Origin of the sequence: Paenibacillus alvei DSM 29 (assembly GCF_000293805.1) — a bacterium.
GTDB lineage: Bacteria > Bacillota > Bacilli > Paenibacillales > Paenibacillaceae > Paenibacillus_B > Paenibacillus_B alvei.
The window spans coordinates 125,845-144,783 of record NZ_AMBZ01000002.1; the positions used below are offsets into that span (position 1 = coordinate 125,845).

The window sequence follows — 18,939 nt, forward strand, 5'->3', positions numbered from 1 at the left end:
TAAAGAGACCCATTGAAATAGGTTCAACGGGTCTCTTTATTGTTAAGGATGATGAATTATTTTATAAGAAGACACATCCCCCAATCCATTGTTTTCTGCGGAGCAATAGCATCCAGCAATGTCATTGCTATCCCCGTAACACCATCGAGAATCCCAAGGTAATCTAAATATTTTGTAGTCTTCGAATCCCTATACACATCCTGAAATCCGAACGCAGAGCTTGGATCAAACTTTTCAAGGATATCCTCAAGCAAATTTCGATAACATGTAAACAATTCTGTATTTCCTGTATCCAAATACATTTGATGTGTAAGTTTTAATAATCCCGCATACCCGTGACAAATGGAAGGCGAATAAATACTCCAATTTTCAATTGGTTTTTTGAATATTGCAATAAACGCATCCGTTGCCAGTGTTTGTAGAGAAATATCCCCAAGAGCTTTTCCTGCTAACCAAAGGCTCCTAGCCACTCCTGGAGAACCGTAACACCATGCCTCTCGATTCTTTTGATTGTCATCTTCGTGCAAATTTGCTTCTCCATAACTGACAACTAAGGGCCACCGTACTCCGAAATCACTTTCTATCTTCCAGTTCAGTATCCACTTACTGTATCGCTCAATTGCTTCTTTTTGTCCGGAAACTCTAATATTTTGATTGTATGCGATGGCAAGGAGAGCAAGAGGCCCTGGAATGCCATGTGCCAGCCCCAGATTAAAATATCCCTTCGCGTATATTTCTTGCTGATGGGATGGCAAATGCTCTGCAGGTATGTACCACCCTGGTATTGAACATCCTTTTTCCATTTTGTCATTGCTTAGTAGTATAAGGTATTCTAGTACATCATTAAGTAATCCCCTCACATCAGGTATATCAGAAAATAGAAGTAGATATCTTCCAATTCCACTCCAGCCTGAAATCACATCATAATCTTGAAAATATACGCCGGTTCTTATGTTCTCCTTGGCTTTTTGCAAATGGATATGACCATAGCGTACAAGTATTTCATTAATTTGATTGATGAGTTTCCTGTATTTCTTGCCATCATTAGATAATAAATACGCAGCAAATCCTATACCCGATAAACCACTCCACAGAGACAGCGATACTCCTTCCGTATTCCTCATAGCCTCCTGGGTTTTTAGAAAAAAATGATGCGCAACGCGATTAAATTGATTTTCATCGTGGGGAAAAATAGTGCTTAATCGTCCGAATAGGATGCTCGCTGAAGGGTAACCACTCGCAAGGCTTATTTCATCCCAAATAAAATCATTTTGATGTTCTATGCGATTTTTCTCCGAAGTACAAATCGATTTTACTAAATCCGGATCGGCCAGCTTCTCACTGATTAATCGCATCATGTGCAAAATTCTGTCATACTGAGTGGTTGCATTATCAGTTGTTATCATAAGACAATATCCCCTCAAAAGTTTGCTGTGTGTGTTTTCTCTTATTATTTAAGTGATAAAGTGAGTGGCTGATAAGAGACATAATCTTTCGTTCTTGATTCCGGTTCGTGCCCAATAACCGATTGAGATTCATATGAACAAGACTGTCGAGAATGGAGGATTGTGAAGCAGTTAACATCATTCTTTTATTGTTTTGATCCAAAGCATATTTGTATGAAAGTATCTTCTCTTTGCGTAAATGAATATAGTTTTTTACCATGGAGTTTTGTTCTAAATATGGAGTTTCATTTGAGGCATCACATAGAGCCATATAATCTCTCCGTCTTTTTTGGAACTCGATTGAATAATGCATATGCCAGTCTTTTTCTTGACACCATTTCACTTGTTCTTCAAGTGAGGGGAGAAAGTGATTTAGAATATCCATCACACTTATCATGGCTAGTTCCACCAAGTTTTCGGAAATTCTTTTGTCACACCAAATAGATATAAGTTCCGCCACTAATTTGGAATCAGCTGAAAAAATCTCCTCTGCCAAACTAATAACTTCTCCCCCTCCATACCTATTAACTTCCGGTTCATAGGTGTCAAACGTAATTCGATTCAATAATCCCTCAATTTCTAATTGCTCAGCCCAAGTATGGATAGCAGGGATTAATTTCTGAATTAACTCAGATGGATTACTATTAAATCTTATCCTGATATGAGGTTCAGGATCCGTGTACCGAATGAAAAATAACGTTTTATAAGATGCTGTCTTTCTGCATGTTCGCAAAAAGCCTTAAGATGTTTCCCTATAAACTCCTCTTCTCTTTCAGACATTCCATATAGTTTTACATACAGCCATTCTCTACCTGGAAAATATCGTTTTGTTACTCCTAATGACGATGAGAATGGACAAACTATTTTACGTTGGTTAAACGCTCTTTTGTTCGTTTTTTTACTAACTAAGGGAACTACATATTCTGCAATATAATGTCCATTATCGCCTCTTCCCCATACTTCTTTCATCTCAAAACCGCACTCGGTCAACCATAGCGACTCTGAACCGTTTAAATTTTTGTATTTATCATATAATTCGAATACAAAATAGTTATTATCAAGATCAAACAACAATCGATTATCAGCAACTGTAATATACACATATCTAGGAATATTCCATTGAGCCCTCCACTCGCAAAAACACTTGACCCAGTCGTCACTATTTTTGCACTGTTGAAAAACCTCAACGTTTTTATTTAATGACCACTTAGCTAAGGAAAGAATTATATTCTGATATCTTATTCGTGGAAGCATCGGAAATTCGGATAAGTGACCCCAGTAAAACGGAATTATATTTCTTTGCCTTTCATTCGCCACTTCCCTTAAAAAGCGGTACACATTAGGAGAATGCTGATAATTAAGCATATTAGTCATCATAGGGATTACTTCTCTGTTTAAGTTACGTGATATGAGATAAAAGTACTGATTGGTGCAACCGACATATAAATCAGATAGAGGAATCGTTTTTGTATAGTTTGACTCAGATATATTCGTACCGAGCACAATTTGATAGGCACACATCTGATTTGTAATCGCAACATTAGCATGTCTACTATTTACTGGAAGGTAGACAATCTCCGCCATTATGGGTTCATCGTCACTTATGTTCCGGTTAGCGTACATTTTTGAGAATTCTAAAGCTTCATCCGTATTTAAAAAAGTGCTGAATCTGCCAAATGTTCTGCCTGCGCCTGGACTTCCAGAGTTGGGATTAATAATTATTTTAGATCTTTGTTTATTGTCAGTAGCTATCGTGATAAACATTTCCAAAGATGCGGGAGGTTGTAAATGCGATTCAGGTGTCTCCATTTTCATTAATCTTTCTTCTGTCAACTCAATTTCGTTATGACCCCGCTTTATCGCATCGGCTACCCAGATCCCTAACACTTTATTTCGTTCTATGTTTACAGTAATTTGTTCCGTACGATACTTGCTTTCAGGGTATTTATAGTCAGGCGGAGCTCCCAACCCTGCGTCTTCATCCAATAACTCCAATAACGGAACCTGTTGATGAAATCCATACTTTTCAATAAAATTGTTGCGATAACTAGCGAGATGTGGATTCGAGGGTTCTGGCGATAATCTCCACATGATCTCTGCTGCCTTGGCTATCTGCTTTGCAACATCTTGATTTAGAGACACTTTCTTAATCTCAACTTCCATATCAACCTGTAGAGGATTCTTTGTAGACAGAATTCTATTTAAGTTTTCGTGGAGGCGGTGATATAACACCTCTCCTTCGCCGATTATGGATTTATTATATTGATGGATTTGCTCATTAACAGTATTTAATCTTTGTTTCATATCATCCAAGCCGTTTAGAGGCTCTATTTGTTTCCTTATGTAATCAAAAGGTAGCTCCGCTTTATGAATTGATATGGGTGGTCTTAAATTACTTATTATAAATTCTTGATGTAACAAGGTCGTTATAAATTGAACGATTCGATTATATGATGTTTCAGGATGCTTCTCTTGTATCTCTATTGCCAATTGGGCGAAAGTTATTGGTTTTTGTGCACGTTCTAGTACATATTTCACTAGTGTTGTCGCTTTTATTGAGCTATTTTTAATTTCATTATTTTCCGAGTTCGAATAGTTCAAATAGGGAAGCTTCGCTCGAGAACCCACAATATATAGTAATGGATTTGTTACAACTGTAAGCTGTGCAACAACTACCGGTTCTTTTTCTAAATATTGAACTACACTCATAATCCATTCCATGTCAGGGCGAGCTATTTTTCGATGGCGCTCTATATTCCCTATTATTAATGAACTACTATCTTCAAACTTACCGAGTGAAACACCAGCAAAAATTCCATAAGGAGTAGCTCTCGTGGACAGTCTGATCAGGTAATGAATTAAACTTCTCAATACCTTATTCGACTTTCTGTGATCTGGGCGATTCAAAACATAATCGACAGACCCCATAAATTGAGGATTAGCCACAGTAATAGCTTCTCGAATTATTGGATTTTTTAATAAGTAAGTCACTTTGTCTCTCAGTTGCTCGCAGGAACTGTTCCTGTCTAGCAGATCTTCATAAAAATGAATGGGGAGCAAGGGGATCCTTGCTTGGAAAAAATCCATAGTTTCAAATAGCGGTAGCGCTGATTCAGAATTGCCCATTACTAGCCTCCTGAACTAAAATACTGGTTCTTTCGCTTTTTCAAATTTTTAATTTCCATACAAAAATACCCCAGATACAATGAGTGATATCTGGGGTATTTTGATTAACAACAGTCACAGGATTTATAAGTATTAAGACAAGCAGAAACATTGCAAGTAACATTATTTGTACATCCCATTTGCGATTCAGAGTCTGACAGCACATTAACTTGCAAATCCAAGTCAAATGCATCTTCATAACTAGCAGCAATAAGGTTCGCTGAATCCACTTCGGCACCTCCTTTTTAATTTGTTTAATGCTGGGGTTAATGTAAATTTAACCCTATATCTATTAAACGATTCATTTCAGAAAAAGTTTCTGTTTACTATAACAAATATGTACACATTAAATTGAATGGTGGAATATCGCCATCTCCTGGAAGTTTGAGGGATAGTAAAAAGCTGATCCATTAGTAGTAAAAAACTACGATGAATCAGCTTCAACCGTTAAAACAGTATATTTATTGTAAGATCAAATCTCGTTAACAACGATCTTCCCTTACATTTCATGGGTCTCAAGCATTTTCCTCATATACTTTAGCAAATCTTCACGCAACTCTTGCCGCTGTAACGCATAATGCAATATTGTTTCAATGAATCCGAGCTTCTCTCCGACATCATGCCTTTGCCCATCAAAATGATAAGCTAGAACAGCTTCTTCCTTACTTAATTGCGCAATCGCGTCGGTCAATTGAATTTCCCCGTTAACCCCTGCTTCTTGTTCTTCTAACAGTTCAAAGATACGTGGAGTAAGCACGTATCTCCCCATAATCGCCCAGTTAGAAGGAGCATGCTCTCTGTCTGGCTTCTCGACAAGTTGTTCCGCACGTATGATTCGTTCCTCAAGCGACGTACCAGCTACGAGTCCATAACGGGATACATCTTCCCATGGAATTGGCTGCACGCCGACAATGGAAGCCTCGTAACGCTCATATACGTCGATCATTTGTTTCAAGCAAGGCACCTCGGCTTGTACGATATCGTCACCGAGTAGGACAGCAAACGGTTCATTTCCGATAAACTTGCGAGCACACCATATCGCGTGTCCTAATCCACGGGGCTCTCTTTGCCGAATGTAATGGATATTGGCCATCTCTGAAGATTTCCGTACTTCTTCTAACAGCGCTAATTTGTCCTTTTCCAACAGATTATGTTCGAGTTCATAATAATTATCAAAATGATCTTCGATGGCCCGTTTTCCCTTACCTGTAACAATGATAATATCCTCAATGCCGGAGTCTACAGCCTCTTCCACAATGTACTGAATCGTTGGCTTATCTACGATTGGCAACATCTCTTTGGGCATTGCTTTTGTTGCAGGCAAAAAGCGCGTTCCGAGCCCTGCGGCTGGAATAATTGCCTTTCTAATCTTCATCCCATTCCTCTCCAATCTGAATCGTTCATCAATCTTCATCCGTTCAAACCTGATGCTATCTTTAGTATACATGAAAAGCTATCAAGAAATATACTTCCCAAGATATACACGCTTAGATGTTTCTCTAACAAAGAAAAGAACCCGACTCCAGATTTCCATGCAGCCCTTCTACACATGTCATCTGGGTCGAGTCCATTATGGTAATCACTGTTTACGTGTCAAAAAAACAACTTCATTACTTCACCAACTGCCCACGTGTTACGCCGAGTTGGTTCGTTGCCTTCAGCTTGCGCCATACTTCTGTGCCGCTGATTTCGCCACGAAGCGCACGGCCGTACAGGTCGATAACCTCCTGCACTTGCTCTGGCGTTTCCTCCAAGAACTCGACACGGTATGTGCTAACGCCTAGCTCCAGGAAGTTGACCAAATACTCCGCGCCCGACTGCTCGATCGCGTTGTATACGGTATTGCGGCAGCCTTCGTCTACACGGACTGGGTGAGACATGCCGATACGGTCACGCAGCGATACACGATGTTCTTCGCACGGACGACCGCAGTTCGTGTAGTCCGTTCCTTCGCTCAGGAACGTGCAGTACACGCAGTGCTCAGTATGGAACATCGGCAAATGCTGATGAATGACGATTTCCAACATCGACGTATCTGCATGACGCAGCATATCGACCATTTGCTGAATGTTCAAGTCATACGATGGCGTAATGCGATCCAATCCCGCTTCCTTGAACAGCTGCACCGTCTTATGGTTCGCTACGTTCAAGGAGAAATCGCCGATTAGCTGCGGGAATGGTTCTTCCTGCGGTTTACCTGGGCAGATAGCCAGCTTCGGATCATTCTCCGCCTGCTCCATGATCTCCTCGCTTGGATGCGCAGAGGCCGCCATCTTACTTGCCCACTCCGCCTTCTCCAATTGATAGTAATTCAATGCTCCCGTATTGCGGACAAGAACAGCATCCGGCTTCAGGTTCAATATGTTGCGATGGTACCCGTTCTCGTTCGGCATATGGATGCGCGGCGTGACCAGCGCAATCGGTTTGCCTGCAGCGCGGCATGCCTCAATGGCAGCCGGGAATTGCTTAATGAATTCGAAGTCAGCATAGATCAATGCCACATCCGTCTTCACGGCAGCCTGCACCTGCTCCAAGTTGCGGCACAGCGCTGTCAATTGCGCACCGCCGAATGGCACTGGTGTTTGCTCTTTAACGGCATCCCCCATAGCCTCGATATCGTGCTTCACGTATACCGGTGGCTTCGGACGCTCGCCAGCAAGCTCTTCCACAGCACGACGACGAATCGCATTTAATTCGCGCATCGGAACAATGACGTCGCCTTCTAGCGCCGCTTCCAAGGCCTCAAGCTGATACACCGTGCCGCCAAGACGACCGAACTGCTCGCGAAGAAGCGCTTCGTCCATTGGACGTTTTTGTGCAACATCAAGCGGCAATTCCGAATCTACTTGGACAACCGTTTCTTTTTGTACATCCGTCCACCAAGTACGCAATGGTTCGCCAGCACGGCCTTCTACGCGCACATGCACAGGGAAGACACGGTATGGCTTGTCCGTCTCAAACGTAGCACGCATGCGCTTATCGAGCGCCTGGTCGCTCGTCTTCCAGATGCGATCCCCAACATGAACACGGCGCAGATCCACGTCATTGCGTCCTGGCACAATGTCCACGATCCAGCCTTCCTCCGCTTCGCCTTCCAGTTTCACGCCTTGACGGCGCAAATCGTAGATGCGCCCGCCCTCTTCCTTCTTCGTCGGATCACCGGCATCGAAGCCAATGCCGTCGCCGCGCTTCAAAGGCGCTTCCAGCTTACATACGACACCGTCGCGCAGTACCTGCTGTACGGTACCCACGTATACACCGCGGCTTTTCGGGAACGTTCCGTCCACAAGCTGCTTGTTGTTCGTTCCCTTCAAGAAGCCGTGCGTGAAGCCGCGAGAAAAGCTTTGCTGAAGCTCACGGACTTCTTCCTTCGATGGGCCAGCCCAATTGCCATCGAAGTAGTCATCAATCGCTTTGCGATACTTGCTCACCACATTCGCTACATATTCTGGCTGCTTCATGCGGCCTTCGATTTTAAAAGACGTGACACCCGCTTCAATCAACTCTGGCACAATATCAATGGCCGCCAAATCCTTCGGCGACAGCAAATACGTCACATCGCCCATCGGCTGATGCTCGCCGTCAACCATCATGTCATACGGCAAACGACAAGCCTGTGCGCATTCACCGCGGTTCGCCGAGCGGCCGCCCCACATTTCAGACGTCAAGCATTGTCCAGAGTAGGAGACACACAGTGCGCCATGCACGAATACTTCCATCGGTACGTTGGCCTTCTCGCCAATCTTCTGAATTTGCTTCAAGTTGTTTTCACGGCCAAGCACGACCCGCTCCATCCCATACGGCTTCGTAAACTCAGCCGCTTCTGGCGACGTAATCGTCATTTGTGTAGATCCGTGGATCGGGAAGTCCGGCGAAATTTCACGAATCATTTTCACCAAGCCCAAGTCTTGCACGATAACTGCGTCCACGCCTGCATCGATACATGTCTCGATGAGCTCCTTCGCATCCTCAAGCTCATTTTCGAACACCAATATATTAAATGTCAAAAATCCTTTAACCCCATAACTATGCAAAAACGCCATAATGTCCGGCAAATCATCCATACGAAAATTGTTCGCACGCGCACGCGCATTGAATTTCTCTACTCCGAAAAAGATCGCGTCCGCGCCATTTGCCACTGCAGCACGCATGCAATCCCAATCGCCAGCCGGCGCCAGCAGCTCGATATCTCCACGCTGTATCCCTTGCTTCATTGTTGACATGCTCATCCTCCAAGCTAATTTATCCATTGCCGCATGATGCGGTCATCTCTATCTACTTATTTAAATATGCTTCAATTAGTATAGCGATCTTTACGCTGAAACTCCAGTATAGGCTAGAACTTCCTTTATCACTCTTTATTACTCTTTATCACTGTACAGATCTCTGCATGAGCTTGCTCGTTGCAGGTTGTGCACGGATATTTCCACATGCAAAAAAGAAAAGAACAGCATCCCGCCAGAACGGCTAGGATGCTGCCTGTATCACGATTTCTTATTCGTCACTTGATCCGTAAATTGAAAAGATTTCATCGTACGCTTCAAAGAGTCAAGCAGTTCCGGTGTTGAAGAGGAATTATCAACGGAATACAAAAGCGAGAATACCTTGCCATCACGGGCAATCAACAGCATGTTCTGCGTAAAGCTCGTTTGACTTGGTTCATTCATCCCTTTCATTTCTACCACCAAAGCCTTATGTCCCTGAACGGTTGTCTTCTCTTGCTTTACAATTTCAAACTTTGCAGTTCCCTCTTCTTTGTAATAATCTTCCCATATGGCAAACGCCTCTTCTACCGTCCGCACAGGATCCACATGAATCGAGAAACCGCTGTTCGGCAGCGTGTATAAGGCAATCACACCTGAATCCTGTTCACTGTCATAATACTCGTCTGCCCAACCATAGAATCCGGTTGTCCACCAATCCGGCACTTGCAGCGTAAACCCGTAATTCTCAGCTTTGCGAGGCGAGGAAGCAGCCCAATCCTTGTACCAATCGTCGCCTTTCGGAAAGTCTTCTGGTTCGTTGAGATCTTTCTTCACGCTTCCGTCCACCTTCATTGAAGAAAGAATACGTTTGCCAAGTGCGATACCTTCCTGGTTATCCGGGCAATGATAAATCATCAAATACTGCACACCTTCATCGATAACGAGCTGCTGTATCGTCACCTTCCAGTTTTTCTCGTCAATCCGACTCTTGACCAAGATCGATTTTGCCGCTTTGCCATCCGCCAGCTTCACGTCCTGTGCAGGCTCAATTTGCAAATGCTCAGGCTTGGTTGTCTTTTTGAGCAAGGTGACATGATTGTTGACCATTTGATCGAGTGTAGTGCCTTGTGCAGCGGAAGCGATATTATAATTGATATATTTCTCCCAATCTTTCGCCCCATACGATTGAGTAAACGTATCAGATGCTTCCCATTCTACTGGGATCTCCATGGTCAGTCCCTTGCCCCATAACTTCGTATTGCGGTAGCCATCCTTCACCGAGCTAATATTGGACGTACCTGCAACTGCCGAATAGTCTGGACGGAACGTATTCAATAGCGGCACATATTGCTGCATTTGCTTCGTCTGCTGAGCAGTATCATCCCAAATACGCACCACATAACGCTTACCGTTCGTACTGAGCACGCGGGCAATATACATTTCATCTTCATTAGCCATGACAGCCTGTGCATATGCAATACCATCAACCTTGCCTGTACGTGATTCTGATATTTCAGACTCAGCACCGGACATACCATACGTCTCTTCCGTTTGGAGGTATTCCATTAATTGCTGTTCTGTTGGTTTTCCCTTAAATATATCTGCCCAATGCTCCAGTGCTTTCGAATTCCAATCCAGTACATCGATCGTCATATAGACTTGCCGCGTCGGATTGGCAAAAATGATGTTGGATTCATCAGGAATCAAACTCTCATATCTCCAACCTTTAGGCAATACCATATTCCATTGATAGTAAGAATCGCCGACACGCTCAGCCTTCGCACTTACATCTATAGCCGCACCTGCGAGAGTACCTGCTTCCTTCCAGCGTAGAACAATCGTGTTATCCTTATCCACCGAATATGAGGCTCCAAAAGCCTGTGCAAGCGGCTTGAGCGGGACCATCGCTGTACCGCCAGTCATTTCAGGAGCCACCGCCAGTGTGACCAGCTTGTCATTGAGCATTGCTTGCTTCTTACCGATTCGCATACGAATAGATGCAGCATCGCTGTCCAAAATCACAACGTCGTTTTTCTCCCATTTCATATCCGCATCGAATACTTTCGTAAAAATGCTGAGCGGAACCATCGTTACTCCTTGGCGAACATATGGCTTAATAATTGTCAGCTTCTCGCCATTCCACATTGCAGTTGTACTGCCCGCTTTCAATCGAAGCAATTCTTCTTGATGAACCGCGGCGCTTGCTGCCGCGATCGAGGTAGGGGATGCACTCCAGCCTATTGTCCCCGCTACTACTGCAGCCATCGTCATAATCGCGATATTCTTCCGCCAAAAATGGCTAGAGAATGGAAATCGAGTCGTCTCTCCCATATGAGGCACTCTCCCTTTGCATCTTCAACTCTATACATTTGAATTAGGAACAATCATTCATTACTCCATGTTCTTATCAACTTCAGATTCCTTTTTAACTGCCGGCTTCGTTGCCTCACTCAAGGCAACAACCTTTGTGACAAGATTGCCTTTTGCTTGCATTGTCAGCTTAACCTGTTGTCCGGGCAAATACACCTTCAAAACCTCATTCACATCAACCAAAGTCTTCACAGGTTTGCCGTTAATGGCATACAGCACATCGCCCTCTGCAATGCCTGCCTTTTTCGCTTGTGGGCTCACGACATTCGTCACCCTGATCGGATCATCGGTGGGCAAGCCTACATACGCAGCCCAGCTCTCTTCCAGCTCAACGCCGATCGATGCCCGCTTCATCTTGCTATATTTGAAAAAGTGCTGCACTACCATCGTTACTGTATCTGCCGGAATTGTGAATCCCATGTTCTCAATCCCTACAGCTGCGAACTTCATCGAATTGATTCCTATTACTTCGCCACGCATATTCACGAGCGGCCCCCCACTATTGCCTGGGTTAATCGCCGCATCCGTCTGAATGAGCTTGTAACTGGAATCGACAGCTCGGTCGATACCGCTAATAATGCCTGAAGTCGCTGAATTGCGCAGCATAAAGGAGACCGGTGTTCCAAGCGCTACAACCGCTTCCCCCACCTTGAGCGTCGAGTTCGGACGCACAAAAACGGCCGGCTTCATGTTCTGAGCAGCAATTTTGATCAAGGCGATATCGCTCTCCTCATCTGCGAACCACTTGGACACGGCATAGGATTTCCCTTCCGGCGTTACAACTACCGGCTTCTTCAGCGCCAAAATCACATGAGCATTGGTAACGATCCATCCATCCTTGCGAATCACGACACCTGTGCCATGAGACAACCAATTGTCTGAATTATCTTCTGCATCCACTTGCCTGCCAATGATAGAAACGACAGATGGACTTACTTTTCTACAATTGCAGGTATATCATTCGACTTAAATCGATATGTATTGGACTTGTTATCATAAGTACCTTTGCCGCCCGCAATCTGCTCTAGCGCCTCTGCCTCCACATATACCTTGTCCTTCACCTTTACGGCCCGAAAAGACGCCTCTGCCCCTGCTGAAGCTGGTACAACGGACGCTCCAAACAGCACGAATGCCGCAAAAAGGAGGAGCCTTCTTTTCATTGTGTTTCGAATAAACTCCATAAATGCTGTACTTCGTGTGTGACTTCTCTTTCCTCGCTCAACCATTCGGTTGTTCCTCCTCTTGTCCCCACATCCATCGGGACATCCCAATCTACCTTCTCATTCTCCACCAACTACAGAACTTATGCAAGAAAAAAGACTCCTTGATGATATCCACCAAGGAGTCCGCTTGTACAAGACATGTATGTATCGCCTTATGTGTTATGTGAAGATCAATTGTAAGAAAGCTGGATGTCGATTACCAACCCTGCACCATTATCCAATCCGCATATAAAAATACAAGCAAGCTCACAACGGCGAAGCCGAGCGCAAATAGGTTGCGAGGACGCTGCTTGATTTGGCGAAGAACTGCCCAGATCAAGATTAAAGTAAACGCAATCATAAATAGATCAAAATGCTGATAGGTACTTTCGCTCTGTTGTGCTGCTTCGGCCAAAAACATGGTGTGACCTCCCTCTACACGTGCATTATACTCATATGCATCTATGTTATATTTACCCAGCAAAAGATGCAAGGCAAATTTTTCATATTTAACAAGATTGTCACCAATATTTCATGTTTTATCCCTCGTCTCCGAAATTGAGCATGATAGATGTCATTGAGTAAGAGAATGATGGACATGCCCTCATCCAATTTTGATTTCGATCATAACCTACAATCATGATCGATATTCAACTTCATATTCGTTGGAATATCTCACCATGTTCACCGGGTGTCATTCATAAGAGATATTGAATGCATTTATTAGAAATTGTAATAGCTCTTTGTCTTATACACGCATTATCGCCTTACTGGAAATATGTTACGATATCCTCACCAATAATTCTTACTATTTATATCGGAATAAACAAGTTAAGGAAGTGAGGAAACTGCCATGGCTTATGATCCGATTTGGATGAAAGAAACCGCAAAGCTGAATAAGTTTGAATTTGTGAAAATGGAGAAGGACGGTCTTGATGTCATCCGCGATATTATCGAAACATACGCGCACCAAGGCTATGAATCTATCCCAGAGGATGACAAGGGCCGATTTAAATGGGCTGGCGTCTACGAGCAAAAGCCAAAGGACGGACATTTTATGATGCGCATCCGCATCAATTCCGGGATTATGTCCGCCGTTCAAGCTCGTGCGCTCGCAGAGATTGCAGATCTGTACGGTCGGGGATTAATGGACGTAACAACACGCCAAGCAATTCAATACCACTGGCTGCGAGTTGAGAACCTCCCTGATATATTTAATCGTCTGCAACAGGTTGGACTCTATTCTTATGAGGCTTGCGGCGACTGCCCGCGCACAATTGTCGGCAATCCGCTTGCCGGTATCGACCCTGATGAATTAATCGACACGACCGAGCTTGTTAATGAAGTAAATGATTTCTTTCTCTTAAACCGTGACTTTTCTAACTTGCCGCGCAAATACAAAATGTCGATATCCGCTAACATCTATAACAACGCGCATGCTGAAATTAATGACTTAGCCTTCACCCCTGCCGTCAAAATCATAGATGGCGAAGAAGTACTTGGCTTCCATGCCCATGTTGGAGGCGGCCTATCTGCCAAACCGCATTTAGCTCAGAAGCTGAATATGTTCATCCGCCCTGAAGAGGTACTCAAGGTAGCCATCGGTGTTACTACCTTGTTCCGAGATCATGGTTTCCGTGAAAAGCGCCATCATGCACGGTTGAAATTCCTGATAGCTGCATGGGGAGTTGATGCCTTTCAAACTCGATTGGAAGAGCTCATCGGCAAATTTCCTGCTCGTGGAGAAGACAAGACCGTTGGCTGGCAAGCGGCATATTTTGACGGAGTACATCCGCAGAAGCAGGATGGTCTATTCTATATTGGTTTAAATGTGCCGATCGGTCGGCTAAATGCCCAAGAGTTCCGCCAGCTTGCGGACGCAGCCGAAACATATGGAGACGGATTGTTGCGGACAACGATGTCCCAGAACATCATTCTGACAGGAATACCTGAGCATCTAGTCGATGAGGTTCTCGCTCTTCCCGTGCTGCAGCGCATCACTCCACATCCAAAGCCATTCATGAGCCGGACGGTATCATGTACAGGCAACGAATTTTGCAATCTGGCTATTGTAGAAACGAAAGAACGTGCTCGTCGGGTAGCTGATTACTTGGATGAGCATGTTACCGATCTGGATGAACGTATCCGTATTCATTTCATTGGATGCCCAAATGCATGCGGACAAAAGCATGTGGCTGATATTGGACTGCAAGGAGCTCTTGTGAAAACTGAGCAGGGCATGGTTGACGCCTTCGATATCGCGGTTGGCGGCATACTTGGACCGAATGCCCGTTTCAACACCACATTGAAAGGACGTGTAAAGGGAGACGATGTCCCTTACGTTCTTGAGCAGCTTCTTCGTTTTTACAAGCAGGAACGCAAGTCTAAAGAGACGTTCCACAGCTTCTTCCTTCGCGTAGGAGCGGATGCGTTCCAGCAGCGCCTAACTGAAATATTGGCCGCTCCTATCTGCTAGTCTCGATAGTGAATGAATACATCCTCGCAAGCTTTCCCTCCACCTGCGCAATGAACGAGAGACCAGCCTCAGCATCATGCTTTGGTTGGTCTCTTCGCTTCGTCACTATGCTGATTCTCATGAATTGCTGCATCAGCCAAGCTATATCATCTCAATTTCCTCATACGATCGAATCATTACATCTGCGGACTCAGGTGCAGTGTCGAACTGGTTCGCCTCATCGATGAATACCTGTAGACTTGACCCGGCTGCACGCCCCATCTCCATGTCGCCGACCGAATCCCCGATAACGATGATTTCATGCGGTTCCAAACCAATCTCACGGCATGCCAATTCCACCATGTCCGGATAAGGCTTCCCTTGGGATACGCAATCATCACCTACTACAGCATCAAAGTAGTGGCGTATCCCCATCTTCTGCAAATGCTGCTCTGATGGTCCTTTATCATCTGCCGTAACTACCGCCATGCGAAGTCCATGCTGACGGCAGCGCTCTAGGAACGGAACGACACCGGTAACAGGAACAATATTCGCGTGCTCCAACAATTGCTCGTTTGCCTCTTCAAATAAGGCTGTCATCCGTTGCACTGCCTGATTCCATGGAACCCCTTCCTTATAGAGCAGGTATGTCGCAATCGAAATCATTTGCGTCGGGGACCCCATCGCAAGCGGCCCTTGCCGATCATGCGATCGAATTGATCCATCAGCATCAATATGGACACCTAATATATATCCTGGATCTTCCGGCAAAGAGCCTCCTTCTTTTTTCAGCTCCATTTCCAAGTCCTTCATTACCTTCTCTGCCCACCAGCCCCATAAGCTAATGAACTGCAGTAATGTTCCATCCTTATCGAATAAGATCCCTCGTACCTTCGTGCTGCATGAACCAACTTGAAGCTGTACCATCTGCACCATCCTCTGCTTGAACAATATCGTTGCCCTACCAATTCGGCAGACAAAGCATGGTCTCCTGCCTGCCCCCTTTCCAACTTTATAAATTCTAAAATAGAAACTTGATAATGGATAAAAGGGCATCATGGCATTTCCTGGTTCTCTATTGTTGATCCTCCACGGCTTGAATCAGCATACAAAAAAGAACACAGTTGACCATATAAGCCGAACCGTGCTCTTTTCTCTAGCAAATTGCTGCCTTTATTTATACGTTCTGAGCTTCTCGTTCCTTCTTCATTAACTGCTTCGTACGTTCCGCATCCCGCTCCAAAATCGGCTTCAAGTACTTGCCTGTATAAGAAGCTGGTACAGTTACCACCTGTTCCGGGGTACCGTGAGCAACGATTGAGCCACCGCCGCTGCCGCCTTCCGGTCCCAAATCGATAATATAGTCAGCTGTCTTGATGACATCCAAATTATGTTCGATGACAAGCACCGTCTCACCGGAGTCTACAAGGCGGTGGAGCACCTGCAGCAAACGATCAATATCCGCAACATGGAGACCTGTAGTCGGCTCATCCAAAATATAAATCGTCTTGCCTGTACTGCGGCGATAAAGCTCAGCCGCCAGCTTGACTCGCTGTGCCTCACCGCCAGACAGCGTTGTCGCCGGCTGTCCAAGCTTCATATAGCCAAGGCCGACATCAAGTATCGTTTGAATCTTGCGATGAATGCGCGGAACGTTCTGGAAGAACTCTACGGCATCTTCCACCGTCATTTCCAGCACGTCTGCAATGTTTTTCCCTTTATATTTCACTTCCAGTGTTTCACGGTTATAGCGTTTGCCCTTACATACCTCGCAAGGCACATATACGTCAGGCAGGAAGTGCATCTCAATCTTAATAATCCCGTCGCCGCGACATGCTTCACAGCGGCCGCCCTTCACGTTGAAGCTGAAGCGTCCCTTCTTGTAGCCGCGAATTTTCGCTTCATTTGTAGACGCGAACAGGTCGCGGATATCGTCGAACACGCCTGTATACGTTGCCGGATTCGAGCGCGGAGTCCGTCCAATCGGTGATTGGTCAATATCAATGACCTTATCGATATGCTCTAGTCCGCGAATTTCCTTATGCTCACCCGGGCGAACCTTCGCTTTATTCAGGTCGCGTGCCAGTGTCTTATATAGTATCTCGTTAACGAGTGTCGATTTACCAGAACCGGATACACCCGTAACGGCTGTAAAGACGCCAAGCGGAATCTTGACATGAACGCCCCGCAAATTGTTCTCCTTCGCCCCGCGAACTTCCAGCCAGCGTCCATCATTCTGACGGCGTTCCTCAGGTACCGGAATGAACTTGCGGCCGCTCAAATATTGACCCGTCAGCGAGTTCTTGTCCTTCATGATCTGGTTCGGCGTTCCCTCAGCCACAACCATACCGCCATGGATTCCAGCGCCTGGACCGATGTCGATAATATAATCGGCTGCCAGCATCGTATCCTCATCGTGCTCAACGACAATCAATGTATTCCCCAAATCACGCATATGCTCCAGCGTCTGAATCAAACGGTCATTGTCCCGTTGATGCAAGCCAATACTAGGCTCGTCCAAAATGTATAGAACACCCATTAAGCTAGAGCCAATCTGGGTCGCCAGGCGAATGCGCTGTGCCTCACCGCCAGACAGTGTTCCCGCTGCGCGGTTTAAAGTTAAATATTCAAGCCCAACATTCACTAAAAAGCCTAGGCGAGAATTAATCTCCTTCAAAATAAGATGCGCAATCAATTGTTCCTTCTCCGTCAGCTCCAAGCCGCTGAAGAAGCGCTGTGCTTCCCCAATTGAGAGGGAGGTTACATAGGCCATGTTTTCCTTGCCAACCGTAACCGCCAAGCTTTCCTTGCGCAGGCGATGACCTTTACAAGATCCGCACGGCTTTGCACTCATAAAGCCTTCAATATACTCACGAATGCCTTCTGATGCCGTTTCGCGATAACGACGCTCCAAGTTATGAACGATTCCTTCGAACGGCACGTACGCTTCCTTCTTATGACCGAAATCATTCTCATAGCGGAAACGAACCTTCTCCCCGCCCGTACCATTCATCAGCTTAGACATCTGCTCCTTATCCAACTGCGACACCGGCACATCCGTAGCAATTCCGTAATGTTCACATACCGCAGCAAGAAACTGCGGGTAGTAGTTCGACGTGCTGCCTGCCCAGGCCTCAAAAGCACCATCTTCAATCGTACGTTCACGATCCGGCACAAGCAGCTCCGGATCCACAATCATCTTCATCCCGAGCCCATCACATTCCGGACAAGCACCAAATGGACTATTGAAGGAGAACATACGCGGAGCAAGCTCATCTATACTGAATCCGCACTCGGGACAAGCCAAATTCGAACTGAATACAAGCTCCTCCTCGCCGATAATATCCACAATCAGCTTGCCTCCTGACAGCTTCAATGCGGTCTCAATGGAATCGGCAAGACGCGATTGTACATCTTCCTTCACGACGATTCGGTCTACAACCACTTCTATCGTGTGCTTCCGATTTTTCTCCAATTCAATCGTCTCAGACACATCGCGTATTTCCCCATCTACACGTACCCGCACGAAGCCTTGCTTTTGGATATCAGCAAATACAGTCTTATGCTCCCCTTTACGACCAGAGATGACAGGGGCAAGCAGTTGAAGCTTAGTACGCTCAGGGTACGTCATGATACGGTCTACCATTTGTTCTACCGTTTGCGACGTAATCTCAATCCCGTGTTCCGGACAATGCGGATGACCAATGCGCGCGAACAACAGGCGAAGGTAGTCATAAATTTCAGTAACTGTACCAACCGTTGAGCGCGGATTCCGGCTTGTCGTCTTCTGGTCAATCGAGATAGCTGGAGAAAGCCCATCGATCGAGTCGACATCCGGCTTCTCCATCTGCCCTAAAAATTGACGCGCGTAAGCGGATAGGGATTCCACATAGCGGCGCTGTCCCTCGGCATAAATCGTGTCGAAGGCTAATGACGATTTGCCCGAACCGCTTAGGCCCGTAAGTACAACAAACTTGTCACGCGGAATCGTTACATCGATATTTTTCAAATTGTGGGCGCGTGCCCCTTTGATTACAATATGTTCACTAGCCAATGGAATACCCCTCCTGCTCGTTCAGGTTCACTCGAACCAAGCA

Annotated in this window: 13 protein-coding genes; 1 reads left to right on the top strand and 12 read right to left on the bottom strand. The window is 45.4% G+C overall.

Annotation, left to right across the window (positions count from 1 at the left end):
- Positions 1 to 56: 56 nt before the first annotated feature.
- From PAV_RS07085 to PAV_RS07125, 10 genes are all read right to left on the bottom strand, one after another.
- Complete coding sequence (locus tag PAV_RS07085) at positions 57 to 1,406, bottom strand: lanthionine synthetase C family protein (RefSeq protein ID WP_005544644.1); 1,350 nt, start codon at positions 1,404 to 1,406, stop codon at positions 57 to 59.
- A complete protein-coding gene (locus PAV_RS36015; RefSeq protein ID WP_238555774.1) occupies positions 1,393 to 2,178 on the bottom strand; it encodes a thiopeptide-type bacteriocin biosynthesis protein in 786 nt (261 codons plus the stop codon). Before PAV_RS36015 ends, PAV_RS07085 begins: the two co-directional genes overlap by 14 nt.
- On the bottom strand, positions 2,097 to 4,571 hold the full coding sequence (locus PAV_RS07090) for a lantibiotic dehydratase family protein (protein ID WP_005544648.1): 2,475 nt from the start codon (positions 4,569 to 4,571) through the stop codon (positions 2,097 to 2,099). The genes PAV_RS36015 and PAV_RS07090 overlap by 82 nt, the downstream gene beginning before the upstream one ends.
- A gap of 104 nt (positions 4,572 to 4,675) precedes the next feature.
- A complete protein-coding gene (locus tag PAV_RS37525) occupies positions 4,676 to 4,840 on the bottom strand; it encodes an FDLD family class I lanthipeptide (RefSeq protein ID WP_005544649.1) in 165 nt (54 codons plus the stop codon).
- A gap of 269 nt (positions 4,841 to 5,109) precedes the next feature.
- Positions 5,110 to 5,985: a UTP--glucose-1-phosphate uridylyltransferase GalU gene (gene galU, locus PAV_RS07100; protein WP_005544650.1), complete on the bottom strand. Its 876-nt coding sequence runs from the start codon at positions 5,983 to 5,985 to the stop codon at positions 5,110 to 5,112.
- A gap of 235 nt (positions 5,986 to 6,220) precedes the next feature.
- The gene (locus tag PAV_RS07105; protein WP_005544651.1) at positions 6,221 to 8,833 is read right to left on the bottom strand and encodes a U32 family peptidase; all 2,613 of its coding nucleotides are present in this window, start codon (positions 8,831 to 8,833) and stop codon (positions 6,221 to 6,223) included.
- A gap of 261 nt (positions 8,834 to 9,094) precedes the next feature.
- Positions 9,095 to 11,146, bottom strand: a complete 2,052-nt coding sequence (locus PAV_RS07110) for a copper amine oxidase N-terminal domain-containing protein (protein WP_005544652.1) — start codon at positions 11,144 to 11,146, stop codon at positions 9,095 to 9,097.
- A 60-nt stretch (positions 11,147 to 11,206) separates the two neighbouring features.
- Entirely contained in the window at positions 11,207 to 12,085 is an 879-nt protein-coding gene (locus PAV_RS07115) for a S1C family serine protease (protein WP_005544653.1), read from the bottom strand.
- A gap of 32 nt (positions 12,086 to 12,117) precedes the next feature.
- Positions 12,118 to 12,411, bottom strand: coding sequence for a hypothetical protein (locus PAV_RS36020; RefSeq protein ID WP_005544654.1), 294 nt, complete (start codon positions 12,409 to 12,411; stop codon positions 12,118 to 12,120).
- 193 nt (positions 12,412 to 12,604) lie between these two features.
- Positions 12,605 to 12,808: a DUF2759 family protein gene (locus PAV_RS07125; protein WP_005544655.1), complete on the bottom strand. Its 204-nt coding sequence runs from the start codon at positions 12,806 to 12,808 to the stop codon at positions 12,605 to 12,607.
- Positions 12,809 to 13,240: 432 nt separating this feature from the next.
- Here PAV_RS07125 and PAV_RS07130 point away from each other — a divergent pair, with 432 nt between their 5' ends.
- Entirely contained in the window at positions 13,241 to 14,863 is a 1,623-nt protein-coding gene (locus PAV_RS07130) for a nitrite/sulfite reductase (RefSeq protein WP_005544656.1), read from the top strand.
- Between the two features lie 141 nt (positions 14,864 to 15,004).
- Here PAV_RS07130 and PAV_RS07135 read toward each other — a convergent pair whose 3' ends face one another.
- Both PAV_RS07135 and uvrA read right to left on the bottom strand, forming a co-directional pair.
- Positions 15,005 to 15,769, bottom strand: a complete 765-nt coding sequence (locus PAV_RS07135) for an HAD family hydrolase (protein WP_040735593.1) — start codon at positions 15,767 to 15,769, stop codon at positions 15,005 to 15,007.
- Positions 15,770 to 16,019: 250 nt separating this feature from the next.
- Complete coding sequence (gene uvrA / locus PAV_RS07140; protein WP_005544658.1) at positions 16,020 to 18,896, bottom strand: excinuclease ABC subunit UvrA; 2,877 nt, start codon at positions 18,894 to 18,896, stop codon at positions 16,020 to 16,022.
- Positions 18,897 to 18,939: the final 43 nt, after the last annotated feature.

Bases quoted from the DNA above. Each gene is read 5' to 3' on its own strand.
- PAV_RS07085 (WP_005544644.1), bottom strand. From the start codon at position 1,406: ATGATAACAACTGATAATGCAACCACTCAGTATGACAGAATTTTGCAC.
- PAV_RS07090 (WP_005544648.1), bottom strand. From the start codon at position 4,571: ATGGGCAATTCTGAATCAGCGCTACCGCTATTTGAAACTATGGATTTT.
- galU (WP_005544650.1), bottom strand. From the start codon at position 5,985: ATGAAGATTAGAAAGGCAATTATTCCAGCCGCAGGGCTCGGAACGCGC.
- PAV_RS07105 (WP_005544651.1), bottom strand. From the start codon at position 8,833: ATGTCAACAATGAAGCAAGGGATACAGCGTGGAGATATCGAGCTGCTG.
- PAV_RS07110 (WP_005544652.1), bottom strand. From the start codon at position 11,146: ATGGGAGAGACGACTCGATTTCCATTCTCTAGCCATTTTTGGCGGAAG.
- PAV_RS36020 (WP_005544654.1), bottom strand. From the start codon at position 12,411: ATGGTTGAGCGAGGAAAGAGAAGTCACACACGAAGTACAGCATTTATG.
- PAV_RS07125 (WP_005544655.1), bottom strand. From the start codon at position 12,808: ATGTTTTTGGCCGAAGCAGCACAACAGAGCGAAAGTACCTATCAGCAT.
- PAV_RS07130 (WP_005544656.1), top strand. From the start codon at position 13,241: ATGGCTTATGATCCGATTTGGATGAAAGAAACCGCAAAGCTGAATAAG.
- PAV_RS07135 (WP_040735593.1), bottom strand. From the start codon at position 15,769: ATGGTACAGCTTCAAGTTGGTTCATGCAGCACGAAGGTACGAGGGATC.